This is a genomic window from Xylanibacter ruminicola 23, from assembly GCF_000025925.1.
Taxonomy (GTDB): domain Bacteria; phylum Bacteroidota; class Bacteroidia; order Bacteroidales; family Bacteroidaceae; genus Prevotella; species Prevotella ruminicola.
Genome location: NC_014033.1, coordinates 3,557,085 through 3,581,408, shown reverse-complemented (window position 1 = coordinate 3,581,408; position 24,324 = coordinate 3,557,085). Strand labels below are relative to the sequence as shown.

Below are 24,324 nucleotides of genomic sequence, written 5' to 3'. Positions count from 1 at the left end.
TGCAATCTCACAAGCGTTTTTATTGAAATATGCAGTTTTTTGCGTACCTTTGCCACGAAATATAAACAAATAACAATAGTTTTATGGCAAGTTACGATATCCGTCCCCTTCAACTCCACATCCTGAAGATTCTTCAGGCCGTCGATAAAGTATGTCAGGAACACAACCTGCGCTATTATCTCTGGGCAGGCACCATGCTGGGTGCAGTGCGCCACAAGGGCTTTATTCCCTGGGATGATGATATGGATATCGCCATGCCCCGTAAGGATTACGACACACTGATGGCTCATGCCCACGAGTGGCTGCCCAAGCCATTCGAGGCCGTTTGTGCCGAGACCGATCCCAACTACCCAGGTCCCTTCGGTAAAATCCAGGATGCCAGCACCACGCTGATTGAACGCGAGCATATCAACTATATCGGTGGTTTGTATATCGATGTGTTCCCCTTGGATGGTGTTTGTGCCAACAAACTGTTGCAGCGCCTTAACTTTGCGCGCTACGAGTTCTGGAAGCGTGTTATCTACTACATCCACCGCGATCCGTTCAAACATGGTAAGGATCTCAGTGCCGTAGTGCCTTTGCTGTGCCAGAAGCTGTTTACCAACCACTATGTGCAGCAGAAGATGCGCCGCATTATGATGCACTACGATTACGACAAGTGCGATTTGATAGCCGATTACGATGATGGCAAGAACGGCATCATCAACAAGGCTGTATTAGGTCAACCCACACCCATCAAGTTCGAGGATATCACGTTTATGGGCGTTGAGCATTTCGATACCTACCTGGCTACCAAATACGGCGATTATATGACCATCCCAAAGCACGACGAACAGCGACAGCACGATTTTCATTATCTCGACTATCAGCTGCCCTATCGCCAGTACGATGATCAGCGTGCCAATATGAAGGGTTAATCCTCCCAGATATTCTTGATTTTCACATCACGGAATATCGTCAGGGCTTTCTTCAGCTTACTTCTTGTCAGGTCTTTCTTCAGGGCGGCACTGGTGTCGTTCTGGCTGTCCCAGCGTTCGCCGCGCTGCAGCACATCGCGCATAAACGATGCCGATGTGATGCCCCATTTTCTCAGAAACTGCGTACTGCCATCGTTCTTCACAATGCGATGGGTTGAGCGTGCCTCAAAATGGTACACACGACTCTTATCAATGCCTTTGAAGATTCTTACACCCGCCTTCCACAGCTTAGCCGAGAAGTCGGGATCGCTATACATGCCTGGCGAATACTCAATCGAGTAGCCGCCTACCAAGTCCCAGATATCCTTATGCACCACGTTTGGTGGCCATGTAGCGCCCTTCCAATCGTAGTGTGGCAGGTTCTTATATTCGTTCAGCAGTCTCTGTTCGTCAAAGGTCTCTACGGTCTGTCCAAAGTCGGCTGGTGCAATCACGCTCTTACAGAAGAATGGGCGTGGCTGAATCAGGGTAGATGACAGGAAGAACATCTTATGTCCGATACGCTCTATCTCCTCGTACAGGTTCTTATCCCAGTCGGGCAACACATACATATCGTCGTTCATAAACAGTATGTAGTCGGTGGTGGCCAATGGGCGCAAACCGTTCAGTGCAAAGCACACACCGATGTTCTCGGGCGAGTGCGTATATTTCAGTCCCTCGGCCTTTACCCACTCCAGCGTGCCGTCGCTACCATCGTTCACATGAATCAGAATCTCGTGCGGATACGTCGAGTTTTTGCGGATGCTATCCACACAAATCTTCAGGAACTTCAGGTTGTTCCAGGTAGGGATCAATATCGAGAACAGAGGTTTATCCATATTAATACAATTCTTTTGGTAATGCAGCCGAAGCTTTTTCCAAGTCCTCGGGGGTGTCGAGCTCGTAACTGAACAGGTCGGTGGTATCTACCACTTCAAACGTATGTCCTTGTGGAATCAGTCGCTCAAAGGCGCGCTCGTAGAAGATATCTATCAGGTTCTCATCCAATATCATCTTGCGCAGTTCCTGATAGATGGCCTCGGTATAGGCGGGTGTCATCTTCTCGATACCCACACTCTCGCCAATGGCGTCGGCAGGACTGCAGGTTTTGCTTATCTCAGTAATACGTCCGGCCTCGTCAACCACAATCTTCATCTCCTCCTCGCCCAGCTCGTGCTGCTGCATGGCCAAGGCGGGGTTGGTTTTACGGGCCACACGGCGCACAGCCTCTGGATCGCACAGTATGTCGCTATCCATCAGCAGCACCTCTTGTCCGTGCAGTTTCTGCATGGCCAGCCACAACGAGAAAATGTTGTTGTTATGCTCAAAATCGACGTTGTCGATATAATTGATAATTGACAATTGATAATTGACAGTTAGGAATTCACGAATCATGTTTTCGCGATAGCCTGTTACTACCACAAACTCCTTTACGCCGGCGCTTATCATCGCGTCAACCGTACGCTGCAACAGCGTTTTACCACCAACCTCCAGCAGGCATTTGGGTTTCTCGTCAGTAAGCGGGCGCAGTCTCTTGGCCATTCCCGCCGCCAATATCACACCTATCATAATGTTCAATGGTCAATGGTCAATGTTCAATTACTCTCAGTATGGTATCCACTACAACCTGTGTCTGCTCCTTGCGACCCAAGGTAATACGCACACACTCCTCCAGGCCCTTATCGCTCATAAACTTAATCTTGTAGTTCTGGTCGGCCAGCGCCTTCTGCAGGGCCTCCTTAATCTCTACAGGATATTTTATCAGGATAAAGTTGGCCACACTCTTATACACCTTAAAGCCAGGCTTGTCGCCCAGTGCTTTCTTGTACAGCTGTCGGCCCCACTCCATATCGTCGGCCACCTTACGGTAGTGCTCATCGCTATCGAGCGCAGCCAAAGCCACAGCCTCCGAGAAGCGGTTGTAACCCAAGTACTTGTTGATATAGCTTACAAAATGATCGTGTCCGGCACCGATAAAGCCAAAGCCACAACGCAGTCCGGGCAGTCCGTAGAACTTACTCAGCGTACGCGATATAATCAGGTTGCGGTATTTGTTTACCAGTGGTGCGATATAGTCGGTATCGCTGGTAATAAAGCTGGCATAAGCCTCATCTATCAGCACCATTGTATCGCTGGGGATGTTCTCCATGATACGTCCGATCTCCTCGGGTGTCAAGCAGTTACCCGTGGGGTTGTTAGGCGATGCCAACAGCAGCATACGGGGATGAATGCGGTTGGTATATTCTATCACCTCATCCACATCATAGGCAAAGGTATCCTCCTGTTCGTGCAGGGGGTACATCTCAAAGGTACCGTAGCACTCAGCAGCCACCTTGTTGTAGTACCACCATGAGTATTCGGGTATCAGTATTTTCTTGTTGTCGCCTTTCATCAGGTAGTAGTGAATGGCATTCTTCAGAATGTCCTCACCACCATAAGCCAGCAGTACCTGCTCTTCGGGTACGCCGTATATCTCGCTCAACTTTACCGATACAACGCTTTTCTTGCCTTGATCGTAAATGCGGGTATAAAAACACAATGTCTTTGGGTCAAAATTGCGGATAGCTTCTACCACCTTCTCACTGGGTTCGAAATTAAACTCATTTCTATCCAGAAAATTCATTTCCTTCTCCATAATTTATTTTATTTGGGTGCAAAGTTACAATTTTTTTAGCTTTTTATACCAAAACTACTAAAATTTTTATACCTTTGCAAAGAATTATTTACCTTTTGATCATGAAACTATCTGTATTAACCTCTAAGATTAAACACTATCTGGCCGACTTTCGTGTCGTGTTTTTCGTATGGCTCATCATGGCCATCATCCCTTGGCTGCGCATTTGGCTCAAGGGTAAGTTCGACCTCGATTATTCCATCTTCTACCACTCGTTCTGGCATGCCTGGCAACAAATGCCACTGTATATTATCTACCCCGAGGATGGTAATTATTTTCTATACGGACCGCTCTTCCCGCTGCTCATGGCACCCATGGCAGTGCTGCCCTATCAGTTAGGCCGACTGATCTGGATGCTGCTCATCACGTTTGTGCCTTATTGGAGCATACGCCAGTCGTTCTTCACCCGCAGTCAGCAGCTGTTCATCCTGTGGTTTGTGGCCGTCGAAGCCTATACCTGCATACTCGATTCCGAGAGCAACAGTCTCATCTTAGCCTGCATCCTGTTCACCTATTACCTCACCCAGAAGCAGAAGGATTGCTGGGCGGCGTTTCTCATCGCCTTGGGCACTGTCACCAAAATCTACGGTATTGCGGGCTTGGCGTTCTTCCCCTTCTCGCACCATAAGCGCCAGTTCTTAGGCTGGTTTGTAGCCTGGATGGTCATTCTGTCGGTACTGCCCATGTTCGTATTCGGGTTCGATTACGTGTGCGGCCAGTACGGTGCCTGGTACGATGTGCTGGTACATAAGAACGACCTCAACCAGTTTGCCGCCGGTCAGAACATCTCACTATTGGGTATGGTACGTAAGATATCAGGCATCGCCAGTTACAACGATATCTGGCTTATCCTGCCTGGTGCCATTCTCTTCGCTCTGCCTTATCTGCGACTCGATCAGTATCGCCATCAGGGGTTCCGCCTGGCAGCCGTAGCCTCAGCGCTCATGACGATTGTGCTGTTCAGCACCGGTTCCGAGTCGTACAGCTACATCATCGCCATGCCCGGTGTAGCCATCTGGTATCTCACCAGTCCTTGGCAGCGCAACCGCTGCGATCTGGCACTCATCATCTTCGCCTTTATCATCACGTCGATGTCGCCATCCGACCTCTTTCCAAAGGTAGTATGGAGCCAGCTCATCAAGCCCTATTCGCTCAAGGCCCTGCCTGTAGCTATCATCTGGTTTAAGCTCATTTACGAGATGCTCACCAAGGATTATGCCTTCACCACAGCCCAAACCATGCGCACCCAGGCCAGCGTCATGCAATAGATATCAAACCAGAAGTTATTGTGGAAGAATTTATATACTGCTACAGGACAGAGTGCATCTACAGGGAAGATGCAGAAGTTTACGAACAGTAGCCAGAATATCACCCAGTCTATCGTGGTACGTTTGGGTTGCAACCAGAACACCATCTGGTAGCCAGCCAAGGCAATCAGGTACGTATGTGTTTCCGGACTGTCGCTAAACAGTATCACGTAGCCCATCATCACTGCTAAGGCCGTTACTCTGAATCTGTAATTGTTCCACAAACGGTACTTCCAGAAGAAGATGGCAGCCAATACGGCCAGCACACCCAACTGTATGGCTCGCATGTTTGGCAGCAGCACATCGCGCAGTACGGGTGCAAACAGCAGTCCTGCCCAGGTACCCGAATCGCCGTGCTGTGTCAGCATCTCGCCCATCTGTCGGTACAGGTCAAGCGGGTGCTCAAACATCGGGTTCAAGGCTGGCAGCAACAGCAATCCCACGCCCATCAGCACCGCAGCGCCAAGGTTACGCCACATTTTGGGATAGCACAACAGCAGCGCCAACTCTATACCGCCATAAATCTTAGTGGTAGCCGAAATCATAATCAGCAGTACCGCCCACAGCGGCTTGTTACGCTCCAGCAGCGTAAAGGCCAACAGGAACAGCGCGCACACCACCAGGTTATACTGAAAACAGAAGGTGCCCTGCACTATCAGCAACAGCAGGAATCCGAAAATCTTAGTGCGGTATTTGTTCACCTCGCCCGGCAGCGTTCTGATGGCCGTTACCATCAGGGCATACAGCATGCCGTTCCATGCAAACGGCCCTAACCATTTGGGCAGCAGCAGGATAGGTGCATACAGGGTGGTAAACACGGGTGTATAAAGAAAATAGCGCCCATGGTCGGTAATAAACTGCTGGGTGTAAGGTGTCAGTCCGTGCCAGAACATGCTGGTGGCATCGCTATACACATAGTAGTTGCTGGCCCTGCCACGCAGCGTTTCGATGGCAGTTGCTGCCACCATGATAATCAGTCCCAACCAAAATAATATCTGTTCTTTGTTTTTGATATGCTTAATTTTTTGCCACATGGTTTCGTTCGCCATTATACGAGTTCAGGAAGTAGCCCGGTCGGCCCTTCACTTCATTAAAAATCTTTGCCACATACTCACCCAGGATGCCCAAGCTCAGCAGCTGTATGCCACCTAAGAAGAGTATCGTTACCATCATCGTAGGATAACCCTGAACCGGCTCGCCATACAAATTGGTAATCACAATAATGTATATCAGATACAGGAAAGCCGCAAACGATACGATCAGTCCCAGTACCGATGCCAGTCGCAGCGGTGCGGTGGTGTACGACATGATACCGTTCAGTGCCAGGTGCATCAGCGCGCGTGTGCTCCATTTGCTCTCACCCGTCTGTCGCTCCAGCTGCTTGTAGCCGATGCCCTTTTTGCGGAATCCTATCCACGAGTACATACCCTTGGTGTTACGTTCGGTTTCGCGCATCTGTTTCAAGGCCTCCACACACGAGCGGTCCAGCAGTCTGAAGTCACCGGTATCCTTCTGTATGGGCACCTTGGTAACCGATTGCAGCACCTCGTAGTACCAGTGCGATGTCTTACGCTTCAGCCAACTCTCCTTACTGTCCTGTCGGGTGGCATACACGTCGTCGTAACCCTGCTCCCAGTATTGCAGCATCTCGGGTATCACGTCTATCGGGTGCTGCATGTCGGCGTCCATCACTATTACGGCATCGCCTTTGGCATAGTCAAAACCAGCCATCATCGCTATCTCCTTGCCGTAGTTGCGGCTCAGGTCCAGATAGTTGTAATGCAGGTCTTCGCGGTGCAGTCGCATCATCTGCTGCAGCGTATGGTCGCTACTGCCATCGTTTACCAGCAGAAACTCCCAGTTGTAGTCCGGGTTCTGTTTCAGCACCTCGCCCATCCGTTCTTTCAGTAGCTCGAACGACGACTCCTCGTTATAGGCAGGCAGTATAATTGTTACCGTTTTCATACATTCGTTTGTTGTTATCTTATAGTTGCTTGTCAGTAAATTCCGTGTAAGTTATAAATTCGTGGCCGTGGGCTTTCAGCATCTTTATCAGCTTGTCAAGTCGCCCAGCCATCTCACGTCCGCTGTGGTTCTTGATAATAAAGGGCATCTTAAACTCGGGGTGCTCCTTCAGGTCGTAAAACTCCCATGGGTGAAAGTAGGTCACAAAGTAGCCATCGTGCTTCAGCACCCTTCTCACCAGCCAGTGGTACACGCTCTGTGGCAGGTTGTGCAGTGCCAGCCAGAACAGCGGGAATCGTATCAGCGGTGTTACCGAAGCCGGTATCTGCATCACCCCATCCTTCATAAACCAGGTTCTGGGTTCAGTCAGATGCATGTATCTGCCGGGAATGAACGCAGGGTTCAAACTCGAGTTATAGCGATAGCCCGCACGCTTTATTTCGCTCTCCACCACGGGGAACATACGTGGCTGTCGGTAGCCGTACACCGTTCGTCCGGTTACCCGTTCCACTATTTCCTTCGATCGGGCAAAGTCAGTCTCTTTCGGCTCAAAGTGATCCACGCCATGACAGGCCACCTCGTGCCCTTCGTCCATAATCCGTTGCATCAGTTCGGGTGCATTCTCTGCAAAATTGCCTGTGCAAAAAAAGGTAGCCTTCACGCCGTTCTGCTTCAAGCAGTCCAATATGCGGCGCGTGCCTTCCTTCGAAACTTCCATACCTTGTTGTAATGTAAAATCCACGCCATGTTCGCGGGGCACATCAAACTCTTCGGTATCAAAACTCAATAGTATCATGATAATAATTGGTATAATTTGGTGCAAAGGTACACAATTATACCGAATTATTTGTATCTTTGCACCAAAATTTCATGTTCATGGATAAAAAGGAAACATTTGGTCAGATTGTTCGCTTCGGTATTGTGGGCACCACTGCCGCCGCCATCCACTACGGTGTGTACTGGTTGCTGCAGCACTTTATCGAGGTTAACATTGCCTATACGGTGGGCTATATCGTTAGTTTCTTAGTCAACTACTACCTGTCGGCCCACTTCACCTTCCGCGAAAAAACCTCAGCCCGCAACGGCATAGGTTTTGGCGGCGCCCATGCAGTCAACTACGTGCTGCACATCGTGCTGTTCAATTTCTTCCTGTGGTTGGGTCTCAGTCGTGCTGTGGCCCCATTGGCAGTACTGGCCATCGCTGTGCCCGCCAATTTCATCATGGTTCGTTTTGTATTCAAGCACTTTAAAAAGCAATAGTATTATCATGAGTAACACGCCCCTTCATATCGGTTTCGATGCCAAGCGCATTGTTCGCAACGGCACAGGCCTTGGTGCCTATGGCCGCACGTTGGTCAACGATCTGGCCCAGTATCCCCTGCAGCTCAGCCTCTATGCCCCAGATGCCGGTCGCGCCCCTCTGCGCAACCAAATCATAGAGCGCCCCAATGTAGCATTTAAGTTTGCCAACAAACGATGGCCGTTGGGCAACGCCTACTGGCGTACCAAGGGTATCGTAGCCGATCTTAAGCGCGATGGCATCCAGCTCTATCATGGCTTATCGGGCGAACTGCCCCTTGGCATCAGTCAGAGCGGCATCCCCAGCGTAGTTACCATCCACGATTTGATATTCCTGCGCCATCCTGAGTTTTACAATCCCATCGATGTCAAGCTCTACACCTGGAAGTTCCGTCGCACCCTGCGCGAGGCCACCCATATCATTGCCATCAGCGAGCGTACCAAGCACGATATCATCCAGTACGGTCAGGTACCCGACGAGAAAATCTCGCTCATCTACCAGAGTTGTGCCCAGCGTTTCGGTGCCGAGACCGATGCCGCCGTGCTGCAGCAGGTAGCCCAGCATTACCAGTTACCCCAGCGTTACATCCTGAATGTGGGTTCTATCGAAACGCGCAAGAATGTGCTGCAGGCCGTTCAGGCGCTGCTCTATCTGCCCTCCGATGTGTCGCTGGTCATCATCGGCCGCCCCACCGATTACACCCATAAGGTGATGGCCTACGCACAGCGTCAGAACCTGCAGCAGCGTGTACGTATCCTGCATGGTGTCCCCGACGAGCACCTGCCCGCCCTTTATGCTATGGCCGAAGTGTTTGTTTATCCCAGTGTTTACGAGGGTTTCGGCATACCTATCATCGAGGCCATCCGTTGCGGTTTGCCAGTAGTGGCTTGCAGCGGTTCCTGTCTCGAAGAGGCTGGCGGCCCCGACAACATCTATGTGTCGCCAGGCGATGTGTTAGGTATGGCCAATGCCATCCGCCGCTCGCTGATTGGTTCAGCCCATCGCGAGGCCCGCATCCAGCGCAGCCAGACCTATGTGCAGCGTTTCGCTGGCACCGATGTCGCCGGCCAGGTTTATCAGCTCTATCATCAGATCTTAAGCCGCAGCTGAAGCATCATATCCGTTTTCGATTCGCGTTCAAAGTTGTTGTTTACGCCCATTTTGGCAGTCAGCAGCAAGTGTTTTCCTGCATTAGCGCGTAGCATCAGCCAATAACGTACGCCCTCGCCATACAGCTGCTGCATGGCATAGGTATATAGCGGTCCGTTCTCATACACATACAGTCGGCTATTATAACCATCCGTATGGTAATAGCCCGCTCCAGCGTTCAGTCGCAACCACTTATAAGTGTAGGCCATGCTCTCACTCAGCATAGCACCTATCTCCGTTCCTCCATCCGCACCATAGTTGCCATCCAGCTGGGTGCGCATACCCAAGCCGCAGTCCCAGTTGTATTCAGCTGCCAGTCTGGTGCGGTGTTCCTGTTGCTTGGCTTTCAGTCGGTACCTGCCGCTCAGTTTCCAGCGGCTGCTGGTATAGGTTGTCTGTAGCAGATAGTCCATTGTGTAAGTACCCGCCTGCTGTCGGTACCTTACCCACGGAAAGTAAGCCCAGTCGGCATAAGCCGCCACCTGCCATTTAGAGGATGGCTGCCAGGTAGCTCCCACATACACGCCGCTTTCGTTCTGCACGCTGCCCCCATCGCTATAGCTCTGTGCATCCAGCGAGGTATAACGGTACTGGTAATAGCGCTGCAGTGCCATCAGCGTCAGGTTACTACCCATCGCCACGCTCACACTGTTGATAGTGGCTATATGCCCGTGCCCATCCACAGCCGTTTCACCGTTCAGTGACCATTTGCTATTGGCATAGCCGTAGTCCGTGCTCATGTTCACAAAACTACTGCCCTGCGGTTTATACAGGTTGTATAGCTGTTTGGTGTTAGGTTGCAGCGGCCGGTCCAGATGCACGTAAAGCCCGTTCAGCCCTATGTGCAGTCCATGTCCCGTATAACGCACACTACCACCCGTTTTCAGGGCGTGCAAATTATATTTCTTAGCTATTTCGGCTTCCGTACGGTGGTAGCCAGTGGTTAGTATCGTACGTGCGCTACCGTCCTTATTCAGCGTGGCATCCATCGGCACATACCCCACAAACGCAGTAGTCTGCCAACCGCGCCCTAACTTCAGGGTTATACCTGCACCTTGAAGTGCGTTCTCCGTTCTCGAGGCGTGTGCCCGCAAGGTGTTTGTGCTGCGCCCCAAGTTCTGTAGCATGGCTATCTTGCCTAAACTAAAGCTGTTGTTCATCACCAAGCCCATACCCATGCTCACTCTGTAGCTACCCAGCACCAGTGTCTCTATACGTCCCCAGTGGTTCAGCTGCACATACGGTGCATAGTAGTCGTATCCCCATCGGTTGGGGCCCTTCATAAAGGGTTCGTCAGCATCCAAATCACCCACCAGCCCCGCCTTCAGCCGGTCGCCATATTGCAGCTGGTAGCGAAACCAGTGCCCGTTGCTTAGTGGCAGCTTGGCGGTGGCTGTCAGTTCGTGGTGTAAGTAGCGTTTGGGTTTGCTATCACCTGTATAAACGCAGTAGCTCAGCAGTTCGCGCTGGGCAGGTGTCAACAGTGTCATCATACGCAGTTCGGCAGTCGATTGCATCGGTGCATAGCGGTACAGGTAGGCCATCAGCTCCTCTACCTGTTGTGCCGACAAAAAGGGGATGGCCTCCAGCTGTTCACGTGTGGCGGTATTAATGTTGATGGGGTGCTGCACCAGGTCGCTCAGCAGATCGTACGTCTGCTGCCACCCCTCCGATGCCGCATCCTCAGCCGTCATCACCTGATTCAAGTACGTCTCCCATCCATGCGATTCCTGCGCAAAAACGCGCAGGAATGCAGGTATGATGAATAGTAATAATATTCTTCGTCTCATTAATTTAGATAAATAATTTTTCGATTGCAAAATTACTACTTTCTTCGGAATTACTACATCATGTAGTCAAAAAATTCACTTTATGCCGATTATCTTTCGGTCTAACCGCAAAGTGCAGCCACACGGCACCATAGCGATTCTTGGACGAGCCAAGCGGCAAAGCCGAGCGCTTCTCTATCAGCAGTTCATCAAACTCCTGCTGCGATTCTTTAGCATAATTGATGAGGATGGCCGCATACACTATCGCCTGTTCATACCCCGAAGTACGAATATCTACAGCGCATCCCGTTAAGTGATTACTAGTGGGTGCTCCACCAACCTTCCGATTCAACTGCGGCGATCGATAACCCGAGTTAATGATGATAGGTTGCGAGGCTTTCTCTCGCAAAACCTCCAGCCAAGTGCAGAGGTTCTTCAAATGGGCTATAACCTCATGACTAGGGATGTTATACACTTCAGGATACTTACTCCTGGTGAACTCCCCGAGCAAGAAGTGCTCGGAGAGGTTTGCTTTACTATTCAATTGTACTATCTGTTCCATTTTAATGTTTAATCTTTAATGTTTAATGTTTAATGTTTAACGTTTCCTAAACTTTTCGCTCTTAACAAAACTGTCATCTGTCACCTGTAACACATATTTGCGATGAACCCACTGACGAATCATCTGACCGCATTTATGTTTATCACCAGACATACCCTGCTTGATGCGCACACGCTGAATATCTTCTAATCTAAACTCATCAGGCAACAGCTCCAGCAGATTACGAGGGCCTCGAGTTCCTATGCGCTCGCCTTCTTGGTTGGCTTTTTCAATGTCCTCACCAAAGAACTGCATTTTGCACCACAGATCGTACTGCAGGCTCCAACGGACAAAATCTTCAATCGTCTTTTCCCATTGGCAGCCATTGGCCACATACAGCACACAGGCCTTTAACCAGGCTATCACAATGGCACGATGCGACAGGTTCCAGTAGGTTTCATCCTGCGACAATCGGGCAAATTCAGCGCACTCCTCTTGTAGCTTTTTAGCCAGTTTGAATGCCTGCGGACAATCCACCACACCATGAGCCGACACAAGGTTGTCGATATACGTTTTCAGCTCAGCATCAAACGCCTCGTCGTACTTGCCATAGATAGGTTGTTCAGCTCCAATTTCCATCTCAGGGATGGTACAGAAGTTAATTCGGCTGATAGGACCATCGGTGAGTACACGACTGAAGAAGCGACGACCTTTTTGGATGGTAGTACAGGCGTTCCAGTTGAACCTACACTTAGGTCTGGCAGTTACACTCTGTGTACCGATACGTGTTTGACCGAACTCAGCACCTGGATCGAAAGCCAAGCACATCAGCTGGAAATGCTGCTTGCCAGTCTGACCTTTCAGCTGCTCAAACAGGTCAATCTCGTTCAGCTTTACATATACAAAGTGGCCTTCAGCTTCGTCCATACGGGTAACCAATGCAGGCTTGGTCATATCGGGATCAATCTCTTGTATCACCAGTCCTTCGGGGCGAACCTGCTTGTCCTTATTGGCGCCCTTCTTTTGGCAATCCTTTTTCCATTCGGCTTCACGTCGGGTGTTCTCGGCATCGCGGGCTTTAATATCGGCCATAATGTGGCGGATGGGCTCATCTATACAGCCTTTACCTGCGCCCGTATGCGCCATCAGACAGTTCATCAGCGTGGCCTCATGCTTCACGTAATCGGTGTACTCAAACTCCACTTCTTTCAAGTGTGTTCCAAGCGATGGAAACACCGCATGCGCCACCGCAGCTTTGTATTGGTTGGGGGTATTCTTGGTAAGTAGTTTAATCAGTTTCGGCAGTTTTGCCGGCATCTCAGGAGGAATAGGAGCAGAACGATCACTCACTTCTGATTCTTTATCATCCCCCAGTCTCCTACTCTTCGTAAATATTGCCTCTTCATCCTTATTCAGTTTTCGTTCAGGATTGTAATACTTGGCATAAAAATCACTCAGGCATTTCTGTACATTCGCATCGGCCCAATGTTCGGGCATCAGTTCCGCCAAAGCTCCGTTTGCCTCCTCCTTACTTAATAACTGGTTACAGCCACTCAGGAATATCTTCACCGCATTATGCCTACCGCCAATATCCGTAAAGTCCGACTTCTCCAGCCCCTTCGCCTTCAAAACCGCCTCCATCACAAACCTTACCCTTTCATCGATTGGTTTATTTTGCAACGGACTACAGGACTTTAGGATTTTTTCTTCAGTAGTATTTTCAGCAGCAGAATCAGACCTGTTAGTCCTGTTGTCCGTTGCTAATAATTCAGTCCAAGGCTTATAGTGCTTCCTCGCCTTCTTAGCCCCAGCCGGCACCTGCTCTTCACCTTTACGTTCACGCTCTTTCAATCTAGCATATTCCGCCTCGCACTCCTCAACCGTCATCGGTTCACCAAACAGCTCGTCGTCAAGATAAAGTAAATCTTTTTCATCACCACTAGTCGAATAGACCACCCTTTGCAAATCATGCACGTTAGTATCCATCTCAATCTGCAGAATGGTCGCAATGCGCACTTGATTCTCGAGAAGAGTAGTACCAGGCTGGCGCTTACAAACCAAATGATATCCTCCACTCGCACTTTTCTCCAGCATCATCAAGCCAATCTCATCCTTCTTGGCCAATATCTGCTTTGCAATCGCTGCACTCTGTTCAGCATCGTAGCAATCCACATCATGAAAAAAGTAGCTACCAATGCTCTTGCAACCAGCCAAAGCCGAACTTTTTAGCACACCGATATTGTAGGCAAACTGCACCAATTGGGCCTTAGCTTTCTCATCGCCTTTGCGCGCTTTGGCTAAGTTCTCCAGATTCTCCTTGGTGTTTCTAAGCGCCAAGAAATCTTCACGATTCTTTACCAGATAAGCAAACTTCTTACCCTTATTTATGATACGGTAAATCATTTACTAAATCCTTTCTTTTGCAGGTGTTTAATGATTGGACAAATACCCTTTCGCAGGATGGTTGGCAACTGGGCGCGCAGTTCGTTAGGCACCACAAAAGTTACGCGATCATTGCCATCTGCGCCAAACGACAAACTGGCGTAACCACCTTTGAATTCAGGTTTATGGCGCAATCGTTTGGTTCTCACAAACTCAAATGATCCGTTGGTCAACAATTGACCTAATCCACGACCACGAAAAGCCTCCACTTGTCCTATACTCGGATTATCAGGCAAAAACTGCACATAATCCATTTCTAAATCACTCTTTGTAACGGCCATCATGCCGTTAACAGTTACGGTCTTGTTTAATTTGTTATTTGTTTTCATTTTGTTTTTGAGTTTTAAAGCGAGAAGAAGTTTCGGATTCTTTGGCCATTTACTCGAGAATATCCTCCTCACCTCAACTCAAAATTGTTTATTTCCAGTACTTTCTATCTAACCATTCCACCAGATACCCCTCTCTGATACTCCACTCACCTTTTTCGGTAATGTCGATATCGTACTTCTTCAGGATAACACCGAACTTATCAAGCACCTTGCGTCGCCAGATACGAGCGTTCTCATCGTTCTTTTCTTCGTTAGGATCGATAGGTGTCTGGTTATATGCCTTAACACACTCTCTGGCACAGTTCACATAGTCCTCGTTAAACTGGTGCCCTATTAACCCATACAGCATGTCAACCATATACACTACATTGCGATCCACATCTCCTACTATACGATTGCCCTTCTTATAGTGGGCCATAGCTTTGGTAAGCCCTTTGTACAGCTGACCTAGGTACTTTAAGCAGTCCTCCACACTTGATTCCTCGCTAATAGTAATCGTTGGAATACACAAGGCCAGATGGTCCTGCATCGGCAGCCAGTCATAATCTATTGCCTTGTCCACTTGATTGTTTCTTACAGCCTCCAGCATCATACATGTGCTGCGGAGGTTCATCTCCATTGCTTTAATTGCTTCACTTAAATACATAACTTTTTTAATCTTTAATGTTTAATCTTTAATGTTTAATGTTCAACGTTTAATCTTTTGGATTTCGTTCGCAATCACGTCCATGTACACCTGTCCGTTGTGCTCTCGGGTTCTGAAGCTCATGCTACAGGCAACCAACTCGCCCTCGGTCCACTCGATGGTGGCCAAACTGCCCAGGGCTGTTACCACAAAGCTGTCCTCATACTTGCCACCCAACATCTGCAGTACCAGTGTACGCTTGTCAAGTACGCCATTCTCACTTTTCTCACTCTGTACGGTAGTCATTACCCCGCACTTTTTCACTCTTAAAATCATTGTGTTCATAATTCTTTTACTTTTTAAAATTGTTACATTATTTCATTGTTACATTTTTAAATTTCCAAATAGATTGAATCAAAATTTGAAACTCTAACGAATTCCTCCCTAATCTCTTCGATACTTTTGCGCGTGATGCGGTATCCCATATCCACCGCCTGGTGTTCTTCAGCTCTCACATTAGCCAGGTATCTCAGATACTCTATCCGTTTCACCCGGCCTTCTATTCTAATTTTCTTCTCCGCCATCGTTAAATCAGCTTATTCATCAGTTTACCGAACCCGCTGGTAGCTATTCCTAGCTCCTCGCCAATCCACTTATAGCACAATTCCAATGCTGTATCAACCGAATAACACCCCGTAGTGTGCAGCACCTTAGCACAGATAAAACTAAGCATGTTCTCAACCATTTCCAGTTGCACATCTTCATTAAAACCAAGTAGCATCTCAGTAAGTTTTTCACTCAGTTCTTGACTCACCTGTTGGTCCAACAGATCCTTAACGTTGAGTGCGTAGCTGTCGATGTCCTGATCGCAACTCATTTCACCCTCAATCACTTTTATCGGTACAGTAAAGTAACCGATAATGTTCATCTTCTTTCTCATTTTTTATTCTTTAATTTAAACCATATCAGACGACTATCATCTGATTTCCGTCGGCAAAAGTATAGCAAGTTTTCGAGCCGACAATGGCCGTTTTTTCGATTGTCCAGAAACCTGTCCAGCTTTCGGTTACTTGTCCAAAAATCCGTCCAACTTTTGGCGTTTAGCCCTTCCGAAAGCACTCGAAAAACGCAAAAACAGATTTTTTCTCCTTATCTTTTCTTTAGGTTTCACATCATGTACAAAGCTCCAATCAGGAAATTTGCCAACGGTGTCATTCACCTTATTGTAGATTGTTGAGCGTTTAGGCAGTTGATTAATACCAACCTGTAACAGATAGCCAGTAAAGTCATCAGGCGTTAGATAATAATCCACACCATTAATAGCACCATCGTTTACACCTATCATGATGTAAGCCAGGTCGCTGGGACGCTTATACACCTTTTTATCGGCTTGCAACTCCCTAATAGCTTCAGCAAAACACCGATCAATCACATCGCGTGTTTCAGCAAAGCTGTTCGTGCCCACCACCTTTGCAGCAGGACAAAGGCGCAACATTCCCATAAAAGGCTCGTAAGCCTCATCCTCAATTTCTATCACAATTTGTTTCATTCTTGCTTCACGTTTGCGAAACAGAATAGGCCCACACATGTTTCTGCTTAGACATTATTACTAATGGTTGGAAATCCGCTTGCAAAAGTAAAGTATCCAGCTAAAAATAAAACAAAAAATATCCATCATTTCATAGCGAAATATGAAATAATGGATAATGCTATCAAGCGCTATTAAACGCTATCTAATGCTATTAAATGCTATCAAACGCTATCAAACGCTATCAAGAAAGAACTTTCTCCTTGCATCAGCTTTCATACTTACGTAAGTAGCATCGTGTTCATAGGGATTATTATTCAGGTTCATATAACTATTATAGGTCGATGGCGCTATCAGTTGTTCTTTATCAAACGCTCTCACAAATGCCTCGTAAGTAGGCCTCTTAATAATCTCCAGTTCAAACAGAACTCTTATAGCCCTCATCATATCAATCGGATACTGATATTGATCAGTCTCCTCATGTAGCCAGTCTTTAATTTTCTGTCGCATAGCCTTGGGCAGATAATCGTCTATATTAATCGATTTTCTTGGTCGCCCCTTACTTTTACCGATTTCTTCAAACCGCTCTTCAAGCATCTCATATCCAAAAACATTCATGGGGTTAAACATACGGTTATCCATACCCTTCATATACGAATGCAAGATATCCTTTTCCCAGGCTATTGGCTTATGGCAGGCCTCAAGCTTTACGGTTGTATTGGTACCAGCCAGCGCCCAGTTAAGCGATTGTGTTACCATATTAGCTATCAGGTTTGTATCGCTAAACTCTTTATGGTGGCATCCTATCACTATATATGGTTGGTACTGGTTACCGCTCAGATTAATGCCTACGGTAGCATACACAAAGTTGCCATCCACATATTTTCCCACATCAATCACAGCCACTCCACCCTGAGGCATAATGGCATAATGTCGGTGATAGGTTTTTCCATTTCTGGGGTTGATAAAAGTTAGCTCCTTGCGTTTCAAGAAGTCGTTGACAATCACGGGTTTGAGAGCATCGGTACCATCTACGGCCACGACATTCCCGAAGAGATCAGGCATGCTTTGTACATACCTGACGAAAAAGACCTTGAATTTCATTTTATTCAGTCTTAGCTTTTATAGAATAGGTTTGATATTAGTCTTCATACATTTATCACAGGCGGTGCATCTTTCGTAATAAAGACTTTCCGCCCAAATATTAAACGGAAAATCTTATGTTATCATCATCTCTTTGCCCTCCTTTCTGATTTTAAGTAATTCAACATGTTAACAACTCTCAATAAATAACTTAAGTTAGGTTTACTAATACGAATGCAAAGGTAATAAATTTAATAGAATTAACAAAATTTTTCCCGATTAATTATTGATGGTTCAAAAAATAGTATTATATTTGCACCTAGGAATTTGTTTTAATGCCCATTATTCGCAGCGATGCGCTGAGCATTAGTTAAGATTTATGGTTGATTAATTCAATTTTATAGTTTAAGTAATACGAGGAGCCAACAGTGATGTTCGCTCCTCGCTTTTTTATTCTTACTCTTCGGCGGCCATGGGGAGAGAGGTTTCTTCGTCGAGTTTGGGGTATGGTATGACGCCCTCTATCAGATGGTGCATAAAATCTACGTAGTTGGCCACTTTGGCGCGATTGTCGCCAAAAGCCAGTTGCCAGTTAAACTCACGATACGGATCCTGACCTAAGGTGCGGCGTTCCATATCGCCATTGGCACATACATAGTTCAGTATGCTATCCAGATATTCCTCTTGTATGGCTGTTAGCTGCTCAGAACGGATAAACTCGTAGAACTTCTGATGAGCCTTTGCCCTGTCGATACCGCACAGCGAACGAATCAATGCAGCTACATTGCCACCATATATCTTGCGCTCTCGTTTGCAGTATTCTTCATACTGTTCCTTGCTACCTAACTCTTCCCACATGATACGCTCCAGCTCGTGTACATCAGCAATAGTCAACTGCTCCATATTATATATCTTCTGGAACACCTCGTCGTTGCGATGCTCAGCCAGATAGTCGAACACTTTCTGACTATAAGTTACATTCTGTGGTTTAGGCGTATCTACGCGTGGGGCATCTATGATATCCTTGATGTCAACATCAAACGTTTTGTTATCGTTCTTATCGATGGCAAAGCGCATCAGTTCCCTCAGCACCTTGCGCACACGTTCCATATCCTCAAGCGTAGCCTTCTGCCAGAACTCGTCGGTCATCACCTCATCTAAGGTTGCCATTTGCTCTCTTACTTGTGGGATGTTACTCTTCTTAGCTTTCAAGAAGTAACACAGTTGCTTAAGTTTCTCGACAACAGCTGATGGCATAGCTACCTTTCTGAGATATGCCAGTTCGCAGGCATACATCATCACATCCAGCATCATAGCCATTTCGTCACCCGAAGCTACCAGCAATGGGCCGATGGTATGCTTTAGTACAGCGATATCGGCTTCCTTCAGGTCATCCCAATATTTTTCGGCTCGGAACGGGTCGATCTCTGCCCCATTCTTACGCACCAGTATTCGCTCAAATCCAAGCCCATCTACCTGCTGCCATAACTCGTGTTTCATCTCACTATGCAGCTGGCGCTCAAAGTCTTTATTACCCTCGCGCTGCAACAGCAAAGTCATATCCGACTTCATACCGAAAATACGCTCTGTAAGCGATACTGGCCTTGAAGTAGTGGCACCATTCGGATTCTCGTCGAAGTAATCAAAGTTGTTACAGAAGTCGAAAATCAGGAATTTCTCCTTATGTTTGCCTGGTCCTAACAGGTTCTCGCACAGTCGGGTTCCACGTCCCTTCATCTGTTCGAACTTAATCTTCGAGTGTACCGGTTTAAAGAATACCAGATTCAGTATTTCGGGCACATCGATGCCTGTATCAAGCATGTCCACACTTACGGCTATACGTGGTTCGTGATCTACCTTCTCAAACTCACCAAGCAAATACTTTTTCTGAGTTTCCTGATAGTCGATTACCTCGCAATAGTCAGCGCCCAGTTGCGGATACAGTACAGCAAACCGCTCGGCTATCTTTGCTGCATGCTTATGGTTGTAAGCAAATATAATGGTCTTACCTATATTCTCGCCGCTATCCACACGCAGTCCCTTTTCCATCAGTTCCTGCAGCACCTTGTCGATGGTATCTGTATTATAGATATAACGGAATATCTCGTTGTTGTCGATATCGCGTTCGCCAGTACCCTCTTCCTCAAAGATGGTATCTAATTGTTCCTTTTCTTCTTCCGTACGGTCGTTGTATCTGATACCATGCTTCAGGATATCTGAATCGTATCTAAGAGCCTCGAAATCTACCAGATGCCCATCTCTTACGGCCTCGCTATACTCATAATAATCGTTAGGCACACCATCCTCCAGCTCCAACAGGCGGTAGGTGCTGCGGTCGATTTCCTCGCGTGGCGTGGCGGTAAGTCCTACCAGCAACGAGTCGAAATAGTCGAATATAGCACCATACTTACCAAATACCGAGCGGTGAGCCTCATCGATGATAATCAAATCGAAACGACCTACACTGAATGTCTTCTCCTCGATATCGATGAAGTTGATCATCGTCTGGTAGGTAGAGAACAATATACGTGCATCAAGGTTGCGGCCTTGCAGCGGGTCGCACAGATTACACTTGGTCTCATCAGGCAGATAGGTATTAAACTTACCAAAAGCCTGCTCTACCAGTGCTGTACGATCAGCTAAGAACAGCACATTCTTTACCCAATTGTTACGCAGCAGCACCTCTACCATTGCTATAGATACGCGCGTTTTACCTGTACCCGTAGCCATTACCAGCAATGCGCGGCGATGCTTCAGATTAAAGTGCTCGCAGACACGTTTTACGGCTCTGGTTTGATATGGACGGTTCACAATCTCGTCCTTGGCCTGCATATCGATGATATCCTGACGGCCACGCTTCTGTATCAGTTTCTGAAGATCCTGTCGACTATGGAAACCGTAGATAGTGCGAGCTGGATAACCCAATCCGTCGATGATATTGGTTTCGAATCCGTTGGTATAGTAAACTACTGGTTTTACACCATATTTTGCCTCCAGGCACTTGGCATAGAGTTCGGCTTGGGCTTTGCCCACTATGGGATCCACCGTTGTTTTCTTAGCCTCAACTACAGCCAAAGGCATACCGTTGGTATCAAACAGCACATAGTCGGCATAACCTATGCCCGATGCGTTTGGCATACCATGCACCTCGATTTCGATGCAAGCCTTTCCGCTCACGATAGCATTATCGGTTTCTGATATCTCCCACCCTGCCTCGCGTAGCATCTCGTCGATATACAACTTGCGTGTTTCGGCTTCGGATAGGTTCTCAGGATTATGCGCTACCACCACCTGCGATGCAGGAGTAGTTACGGGTTTAGCTGTTTTAGCAGCCTCTTCCTGCTGTTTGGCTATTTCTTCGCTGGTAGCACTAATCACCATTACTGGTGTACCCTTATCAGGAATCAGCGCTTTATCAAACTTAGGATAACACTCAATGTAGCCTAGTAGCATCAGCACGTCGCCTACAAAGTAGTAGATATCTATCACGGCGTACTCGCTATCCTTTTTCGACACACCGCCGGCATGTGCAGCACGATTGCCCACGCTGCGCACAAAATGCAGTTTCTGCATCAAATCGCGCGAATTGATAAAATCGGTAAACTTCGAGTCCTTTACCTTTTCAAAGAGCGTTGCACGGGGCGCTACTTCCCAATGCTGTACCCGATAAATCAGGTCGACAGTCCACTCTAATGAACGTCTGCAAGCCATTGCCGATTTATCTGGGTCAGTCTTGCAGCAACTTTCCGCTTTGTCGCACTGATTATACAGCGTCGTAAATAGCGGCAGTTCTTTTAGGTAGTCGAAGTTCTTGGACGAGCCAAGCGACATAGTCGGTTCTTTAGCCATAGTCGTTATCGTTTTATTTATCTATTTACAACTTAGGACATACCTGGGACATTGCACGTTTAGTTTTTAAATAAATCCTTCGCGTCTTTATACATCTTTTTCGCTTCCTTCCTCGCAGGCCTTATCATTTCCTTCATCATCATTTCTAACGAATCAGCATCTCCGCCTATAGAAGCGTAGCCCTCTATAAGAACTGCCGAAGCTTTCACGATAGAGACAATAGTTGCTTGCGGATCAAGACCTTGTACCTTTACTGCGCGTATAATGTCCATCGTAGCATTATTGACCTTCATACGCATCATTTCTTCATGTATTTTTTGTTCCTTATTCATAATATTCAAAATATCTTAATCAAAATAATAATCCATTCTACTATCAAGCAACTGCTGAGTTTCAGCAATGCTCTTTTTTACCAGTTCCTTCTGTGCCTCAATCGCCTGAATCTTTTCAGCGAATTGCTGCTGCAGAGCGAGAGGGGGAAGAATTGTCTTTAGTTCTCGCAACACAAATAACTTAAGTTCTGCAAATGTGGCACCTGTGGCCATTACAGAATAAGTCTTCTTAAGCAAAATATGCATAATAAATTTCAACGCTTCACTTGTGTAAGCATCGTGATTTACATGCACCCATAAGACTCGTCCGTCTTTATAATATCGAGGTTCGTCAGTGTCAAGAATCCATATATTTCCTTCAGAATTAATTGATGGAATAAGCAAATCGCCAACAGCGGGAACGCCAGATATTGCTTTTACTTGCTCATAATGTTCTGGTGTTATGAATAAAGTAAATTCTATTTTTTCACCTTTAGTAGCCTTGCTTAGTGCCATTAATTCAGTACCTCTTATAAAAGGAACTCCAGAATCAACGACATCCTCGATTAGTACTCTTTTAAACGATGTCACCTCACATTTATCCCCTAATTCAATAACATCCCATTCCTTTTCATTAGTAACAGGATCCCCAAACATATTATAGAAGATAGACTGAGCGAGTTTATCGAACTCCTTTAACTGCTCTTGCTTTAAAGCAATCATTTCGTTCAAGCAATCCAACTCCGCCACAATCCGCTGCTGGTCATTAATAGGTGGTATAGGAATCTTCAAGTCATTTACAAATTTCATAGTCACCCCCTTGACGGTTGCGCCTTTTCCATTAGATATGACATAATCTGCAATACTTTTATACCATGCAGCAAAGAACATTTTATCGACTGATTGAGGGAGGATTACACCTTTCAAATCCTGATTGATCGCTGTGTCTTGCATTAACAGACATATCTTACCTAACCCTACATGAGTTGAAATTATAATAGTATCTTTAGGAATAATATTTGTTGCACTTTCTTTGACTGCCTGGTCTGTGATGCACAATTCAGTTTTCGATAGATTAAAATTCACCATATCACGCACGGTTGCCCAGGGGATATTACCAGTGTAATAATCCTCATTTGCTTTTGAAGGCGTTCCTCCTCCGACAAACTTAGCTACCTCTCCAAGTTTCTTATATTCCCACTTACTTCTATCCATATATCTTAGTTAAATGCACCGATTTCAGTACAATTAGAATCTATTCATCCTTATCTTGCCCTTCGCTCATCAATTTCTTCAAAGCATCAATATCAGGCAATGCTTTACGGAATTTCTCTGGCATATCATCAGCCGTTTTATAAGTAGCCACACCCATTGGCTTTGAATAGTCGCGAATCATGAACTCCACGTACTCACGATTGGCCGACTTGCACAATACCATACCAATACTAGGGTTCTCATGTGGTTTTCTGACTTTCTCGTCCAGAATAGTAAGATAGCCCATCAGCTGACCAAGATAGCTGGTTTTGAATTCACCTGTCTTCAGTTCTATCACCACCATAGCATTCAGCTCGCGATTGAAGAACAACAAGTCGGGGAACTGCTCTACGCCATATACCTCCAACAGCTGTTGGTTTCCCATAAACGTAAAGTCGCGCCCTATAGTCATGATGAAATTCTTCACCTTATTCACTATTTCCCTTTCAACTACACGCTCATCCACATCAATACTGTCACGCACACCAATCTCCTCCACATTAATAAAATCCAGCATGTAGGAGTCTTTAAACATCATGACGGCCTTACGCATCATCTCAGCATTAGAAATGGTTTTAGTAAAGTTGCTGGGCATCTGCTCACGATGGCCGTAGGCATCCTCCTTGATCAACTTCTTTAGCCTCTCTACTTGAAGATGTTCCTCAGCAGTCCTATGTATGTAGTAATAGCGTGCATCAAGATTGGTAATCTTGAATATTTCGACATGGTGCGTAAATGGAACTCTAAAGAAGTCCTCTATAGGAAAATCTTGTGTAAGAGGAACTTGAATCGTATTATAAATATCAATTTCTTCCAATTTTACAATTGAAGTTGCCGAATTATCAGCAAGCTCACTTCCTGAAATATCGTCCGTTGCGACGGACGAATTGAAATTGTCCGTTGTGACGGACGATTTTGCGTCCAAAAATGCCCAATGTTCATAAAACAATCGCATTTTCTTCAGACTGGTAGCCGAGAATCCACGCAGTCCAGGCAATTCTCTACGTAACTGATTGCTGATTGCATCTAATGCGCCAGTACCCCATACACCCTTTCGTGTATGCTGGGAGATATATTTTCCGATACCAAAATACACTGCCAACTGTATGCGATTCACGCCCTTGCTGGCCTCATACTGGCCTTGCAAAATGGCTTCTTTAATATCAGCTACAGCTCGTAGCAGTTTTTCGCCAGATAACTGTATTTCCTTATTCATAGTCTTGTTTCAAATTGTGTACGCAG

At 46.7% G+C, this 24,324-nt stretch carries 24 protein-coding genes; 4 read left to right on the top strand and 20 right to left on the bottom strand.

All coding sequences use genetic code 11. The features are described from left to right. Positions 1-83: 83 nt before the first annotated feature. Positions 84-917: a LicD family protein gene (locus PRU_RS14930; RefSeq protein ID WP_013063417.1), complete on the top strand. Its 834-nt coding sequence runs from the start codon at positions 84-86 to the stop codon at positions 915-917. Here PRU_RS14930 and PRU_RS14925 read toward each other — a convergent pair. From PRU_RS14925 to PRU_RS14915, 3 genes are read right to left on the bottom strand one after another with little or no spacing between them, the layout of a single operon-like run. Then, positions 914-1,795: a glycosyltransferase family 2 protein gene (locus tag PRU_RS14925; protein ID WP_013064231.1), complete on the bottom strand. Its 882-nt coding sequence runs from the start codon at positions 1,793-1,795 to the stop codon at positions 914-916. The two genes, PRU_RS14930 and PRU_RS14925, sit on opposite strands and share 4 nt — an antisense overlap. A 1-nt stretch (position 1,796) precedes the next feature. Continuing rightward, positions 1,797-2,525 carry a phosphocholine cytidylyltransferase family protein gene (locus PRU_RS14920; RefSeq protein WP_013065005.1) on the bottom strand — a complete coding sequence of 243 codons (729 nt, stop codon included), beginning with the start codon at positions 2,523-2,525 and terminating at the stop codon, positions 1,797-1,799. A gap of 19 nt (positions 2,526-2,544) precedes the next feature. Next, on the bottom strand, positions 2,545-3,591 hold the full coding sequence (locus PRU_RS14915; protein WP_041386433.1) for a pyridoxal phosphate-dependent aminotransferase: 1,047 nt from the start codon (positions 3,589-3,591) through the stop codon (positions 2,545-2,547). Positions 3,592-3,692: 101 nt separating this feature from the next. Between PRU_RS14915 and PRU_RS14910 the strand changes: the two genes are divergently transcribed. After that, positions 3,693-4,898 carry a glycosyltransferase family 87 protein gene (locus PRU_RS14910; protein WP_013065402.1) on the top strand — a complete coding sequence of 402 codons (1,206 nt, stop codon included), beginning with the start codon at positions 3,693-3,695 and terminating at the stop codon, positions 4,896-4,898. On the opposite strand, the gene PRU_RS14905 is transcribed toward PRU_RS14910, so the two are convergent. The 3 genes from PRU_RS14905 to PRU_RS14895 are packed head-to-tail and all read right to left on the bottom strand — an operon-like array spanning position 4,844 to position 7,698. Continuing rightward, positions 4,844-5,971: a glycosyltransferase family 87 protein gene (locus PRU_RS14905; protein WP_013063235.1), complete on the bottom strand. Its 1,128-nt coding sequence runs from the start codon at positions 5,969-5,971 to the stop codon at positions 4,844-4,846. The genes PRU_RS14910 and PRU_RS14905 overlap by 55 nt on opposite strands. Beyond that, the gene (locus tag PRU_RS14900) at positions 5,955-6,902 is read right to left on the bottom strand and encodes a glycosyltransferase family 2 protein (protein WP_013064394.1); all 948 of its coding nucleotides are present in this window, start codon (positions 6,900-6,902) and stop codon (positions 5,955-5,957) included. The genes PRU_RS14905 and PRU_RS14900 overlap by 17 nt, the downstream gene beginning before the upstream one ends. Positions 6,903-6,921: 19 nt before the next feature. Next, the gene (locus PRU_RS14895) at positions 6,922-7,698 is read right to left on the bottom strand and encodes a polysaccharide deacetylase family protein (protein ID WP_013064083.1); all 777 of its coding nucleotides are present in this window, start codon (positions 7,696-7,698) and stop codon (positions 6,922-6,924) included. 80 nt (positions 7,699-7,778) lie between these two features. Here PRU_RS14895 and PRU_RS14890 point away from each other — a divergent pair, with 80 nt between their 5' ends. Beyond that, complete coding sequence (locus tag PRU_RS14890; RefSeq protein WP_013065338.1) at positions 7,779-8,162, top strand: GtrA family protein; 384 nt, start codon at positions 7,779-7,781, stop codon at positions 8,160-8,162. Between the two features lie 7 nt (positions 8,163-8,169). Next, positions 8,170-9,312 carry a glycosyltransferase family 4 protein gene (locus PRU_RS14885; protein WP_041386431.1) on the top strand — a complete coding sequence of 381 codons (1,143 nt, stop codon included), beginning with the start codon at positions 8,170-8,172 and terminating at the stop codon, positions 9,310-9,312. Here the strand turns inward: PRU_RS14885 and PRU_RS14880 are convergent. The 14 genes from PRU_RS14880 to PRU_RS14815 form a co-directional block, all read right to left on the bottom strand. Continuing rightward, the gene (locus tag PRU_RS14880) at positions 9,291-11,141 is read right to left on the bottom strand and encodes a helix-hairpin-helix domain-containing protein (RefSeq protein ID WP_041386429.1); all 1,851 of its coding nucleotides are present in this window, start codon (positions 11,139-11,141) and stop codon (positions 9,291-9,293) included. The two genes, PRU_RS14885 and PRU_RS14880, sit on opposite strands and share 22 nt — an antisense overlap. A 58-nt stretch (positions 11,142-11,199) precedes the next feature. Continuing rightward, the gene (locus PRU_RS14875; RefSeq protein ID WP_013063064.1) at positions 11,200-11,682 is read right to left on the bottom strand and encodes a YcbK family protein; all 483 of its coding nucleotides are present in this window, start codon (positions 11,680-11,682) and stop codon (positions 11,200-11,202) included. A 36-nt stretch (positions 11,683-11,718) separates the two neighbouring features. After that, positions 11,719-14,064, bottom strand: a complete 2,346-nt coding sequence (locus PRU_RS15515; RefSeq protein WP_013064262.1) for a hypothetical protein — start codon at positions 14,062-14,064, stop codon at positions 11,719-11,721. Next, positions 14,061-14,432, bottom strand: a complete 372-nt coding sequence (locus PRU_RS14865) for a hypothetical protein (RefSeq protein ID WP_041386427.1) — start codon at positions 14,430-14,432, stop codon at positions 14,061-14,063. Before PRU_RS14865 ends, PRU_RS15515 begins: the two co-directional genes overlap by 4 nt. An 88-nt stretch (positions 14,433-14,520) precedes the next feature. Next, a complete protein-coding gene (locus tag PRU_RS14860; protein ID WP_224083000.1) occupies positions 14,521-15,078 on the bottom strand; it encodes a hypothetical protein in 558 nt (185 codons plus the stop codon). Positions 15,079-15,120: 42 nt separating this feature from the next. Beyond that, positions 15,121-15,402 carry a DUF3127 domain-containing protein gene (locus PRU_RS14855; RefSeq protein ID WP_013065214.1) on the bottom strand — a complete coding sequence of 94 codons (282 nt, stop codon included), beginning with the start codon at positions 15,400-15,402 and terminating at the stop codon, positions 15,121-15,123. 47 nt (positions 15,403-15,449) lie between these two features. Further along, on the bottom strand, positions 15,450-15,641 hold the full coding sequence (locus PRU_RS14850; protein ID WP_041386423.1) for a hypothetical protein: 192 nt from the start codon (positions 15,639-15,641) through the stop codon (positions 15,450-15,452). 2 nt (positions 15,642-15,643) lie between these two features. Next, on the bottom strand, positions 15,644-15,997 hold the full coding sequence (locus PRU_RS14845) for a hypothetical protein (protein ID WP_041386421.1): 354 nt from the start codon (positions 15,995-15,997) through the stop codon (positions 15,644-15,646). Positions 15,998-16,123: 126 nt separating this feature from the next. After that, complete coding sequence (locus tag PRU_RS14840; RefSeq protein ID WP_013064724.1) at positions 16,124-16,606, bottom strand: hypothetical protein; 483 nt, start codon at positions 16,604-16,606, stop codon at positions 16,124-16,126. 213 nt (positions 16,607-16,819) lie between these two features. Continuing rightward, a complete protein-coding gene (locus tag PRU_RS14835) occupies positions 16,820-17,689 on the bottom strand; it encodes a hypothetical protein (protein WP_013065508.1) in 870 nt (289 codons plus the stop codon). A gap of 435 nt (positions 17,690-18,124) precedes the next feature. Continuing rightward, complete coding sequence (locus tag PRU_RS14830; RefSeq protein WP_013063518.1) at positions 18,125-21,517, bottom strand: DEAD/DEAH box helicase family protein; 3,393 nt, start codon at positions 21,515-21,517, stop codon at positions 18,125-18,127. A gap of 59 nt (positions 21,518-21,576) precedes the next feature. Continuing rightward, positions 21,577-21,849, bottom strand: coding sequence for a hypothetical protein (locus PRU_RS14825; protein ID WP_041386419.1), 273 nt, complete (start codon positions 21,847-21,849; stop codon positions 21,577-21,579). Positions 21,850-21,864: 15 nt separating this feature from the next. Continuing rightward, positions 21,865-23,043, bottom strand: coding sequence for a restriction endonuclease subunit S (locus PRU_RS15510; protein ID WP_013064409.1), 1,179 nt, complete (start codon positions 23,041-23,043; stop codon positions 21,865-21,867). 40 nt (positions 23,044-23,083) lie between these two features. Continuing rightward, entirely contained in the window at positions 23,084-24,298 is a 1,215-nt protein-coding gene (locus PRU_RS14815) for a PDDEXK nuclease domain-containing protein (protein ID WP_013064864.1), read from the bottom strand. Positions 24,299-24,324 lie beyond the last annotated feature (26 nt).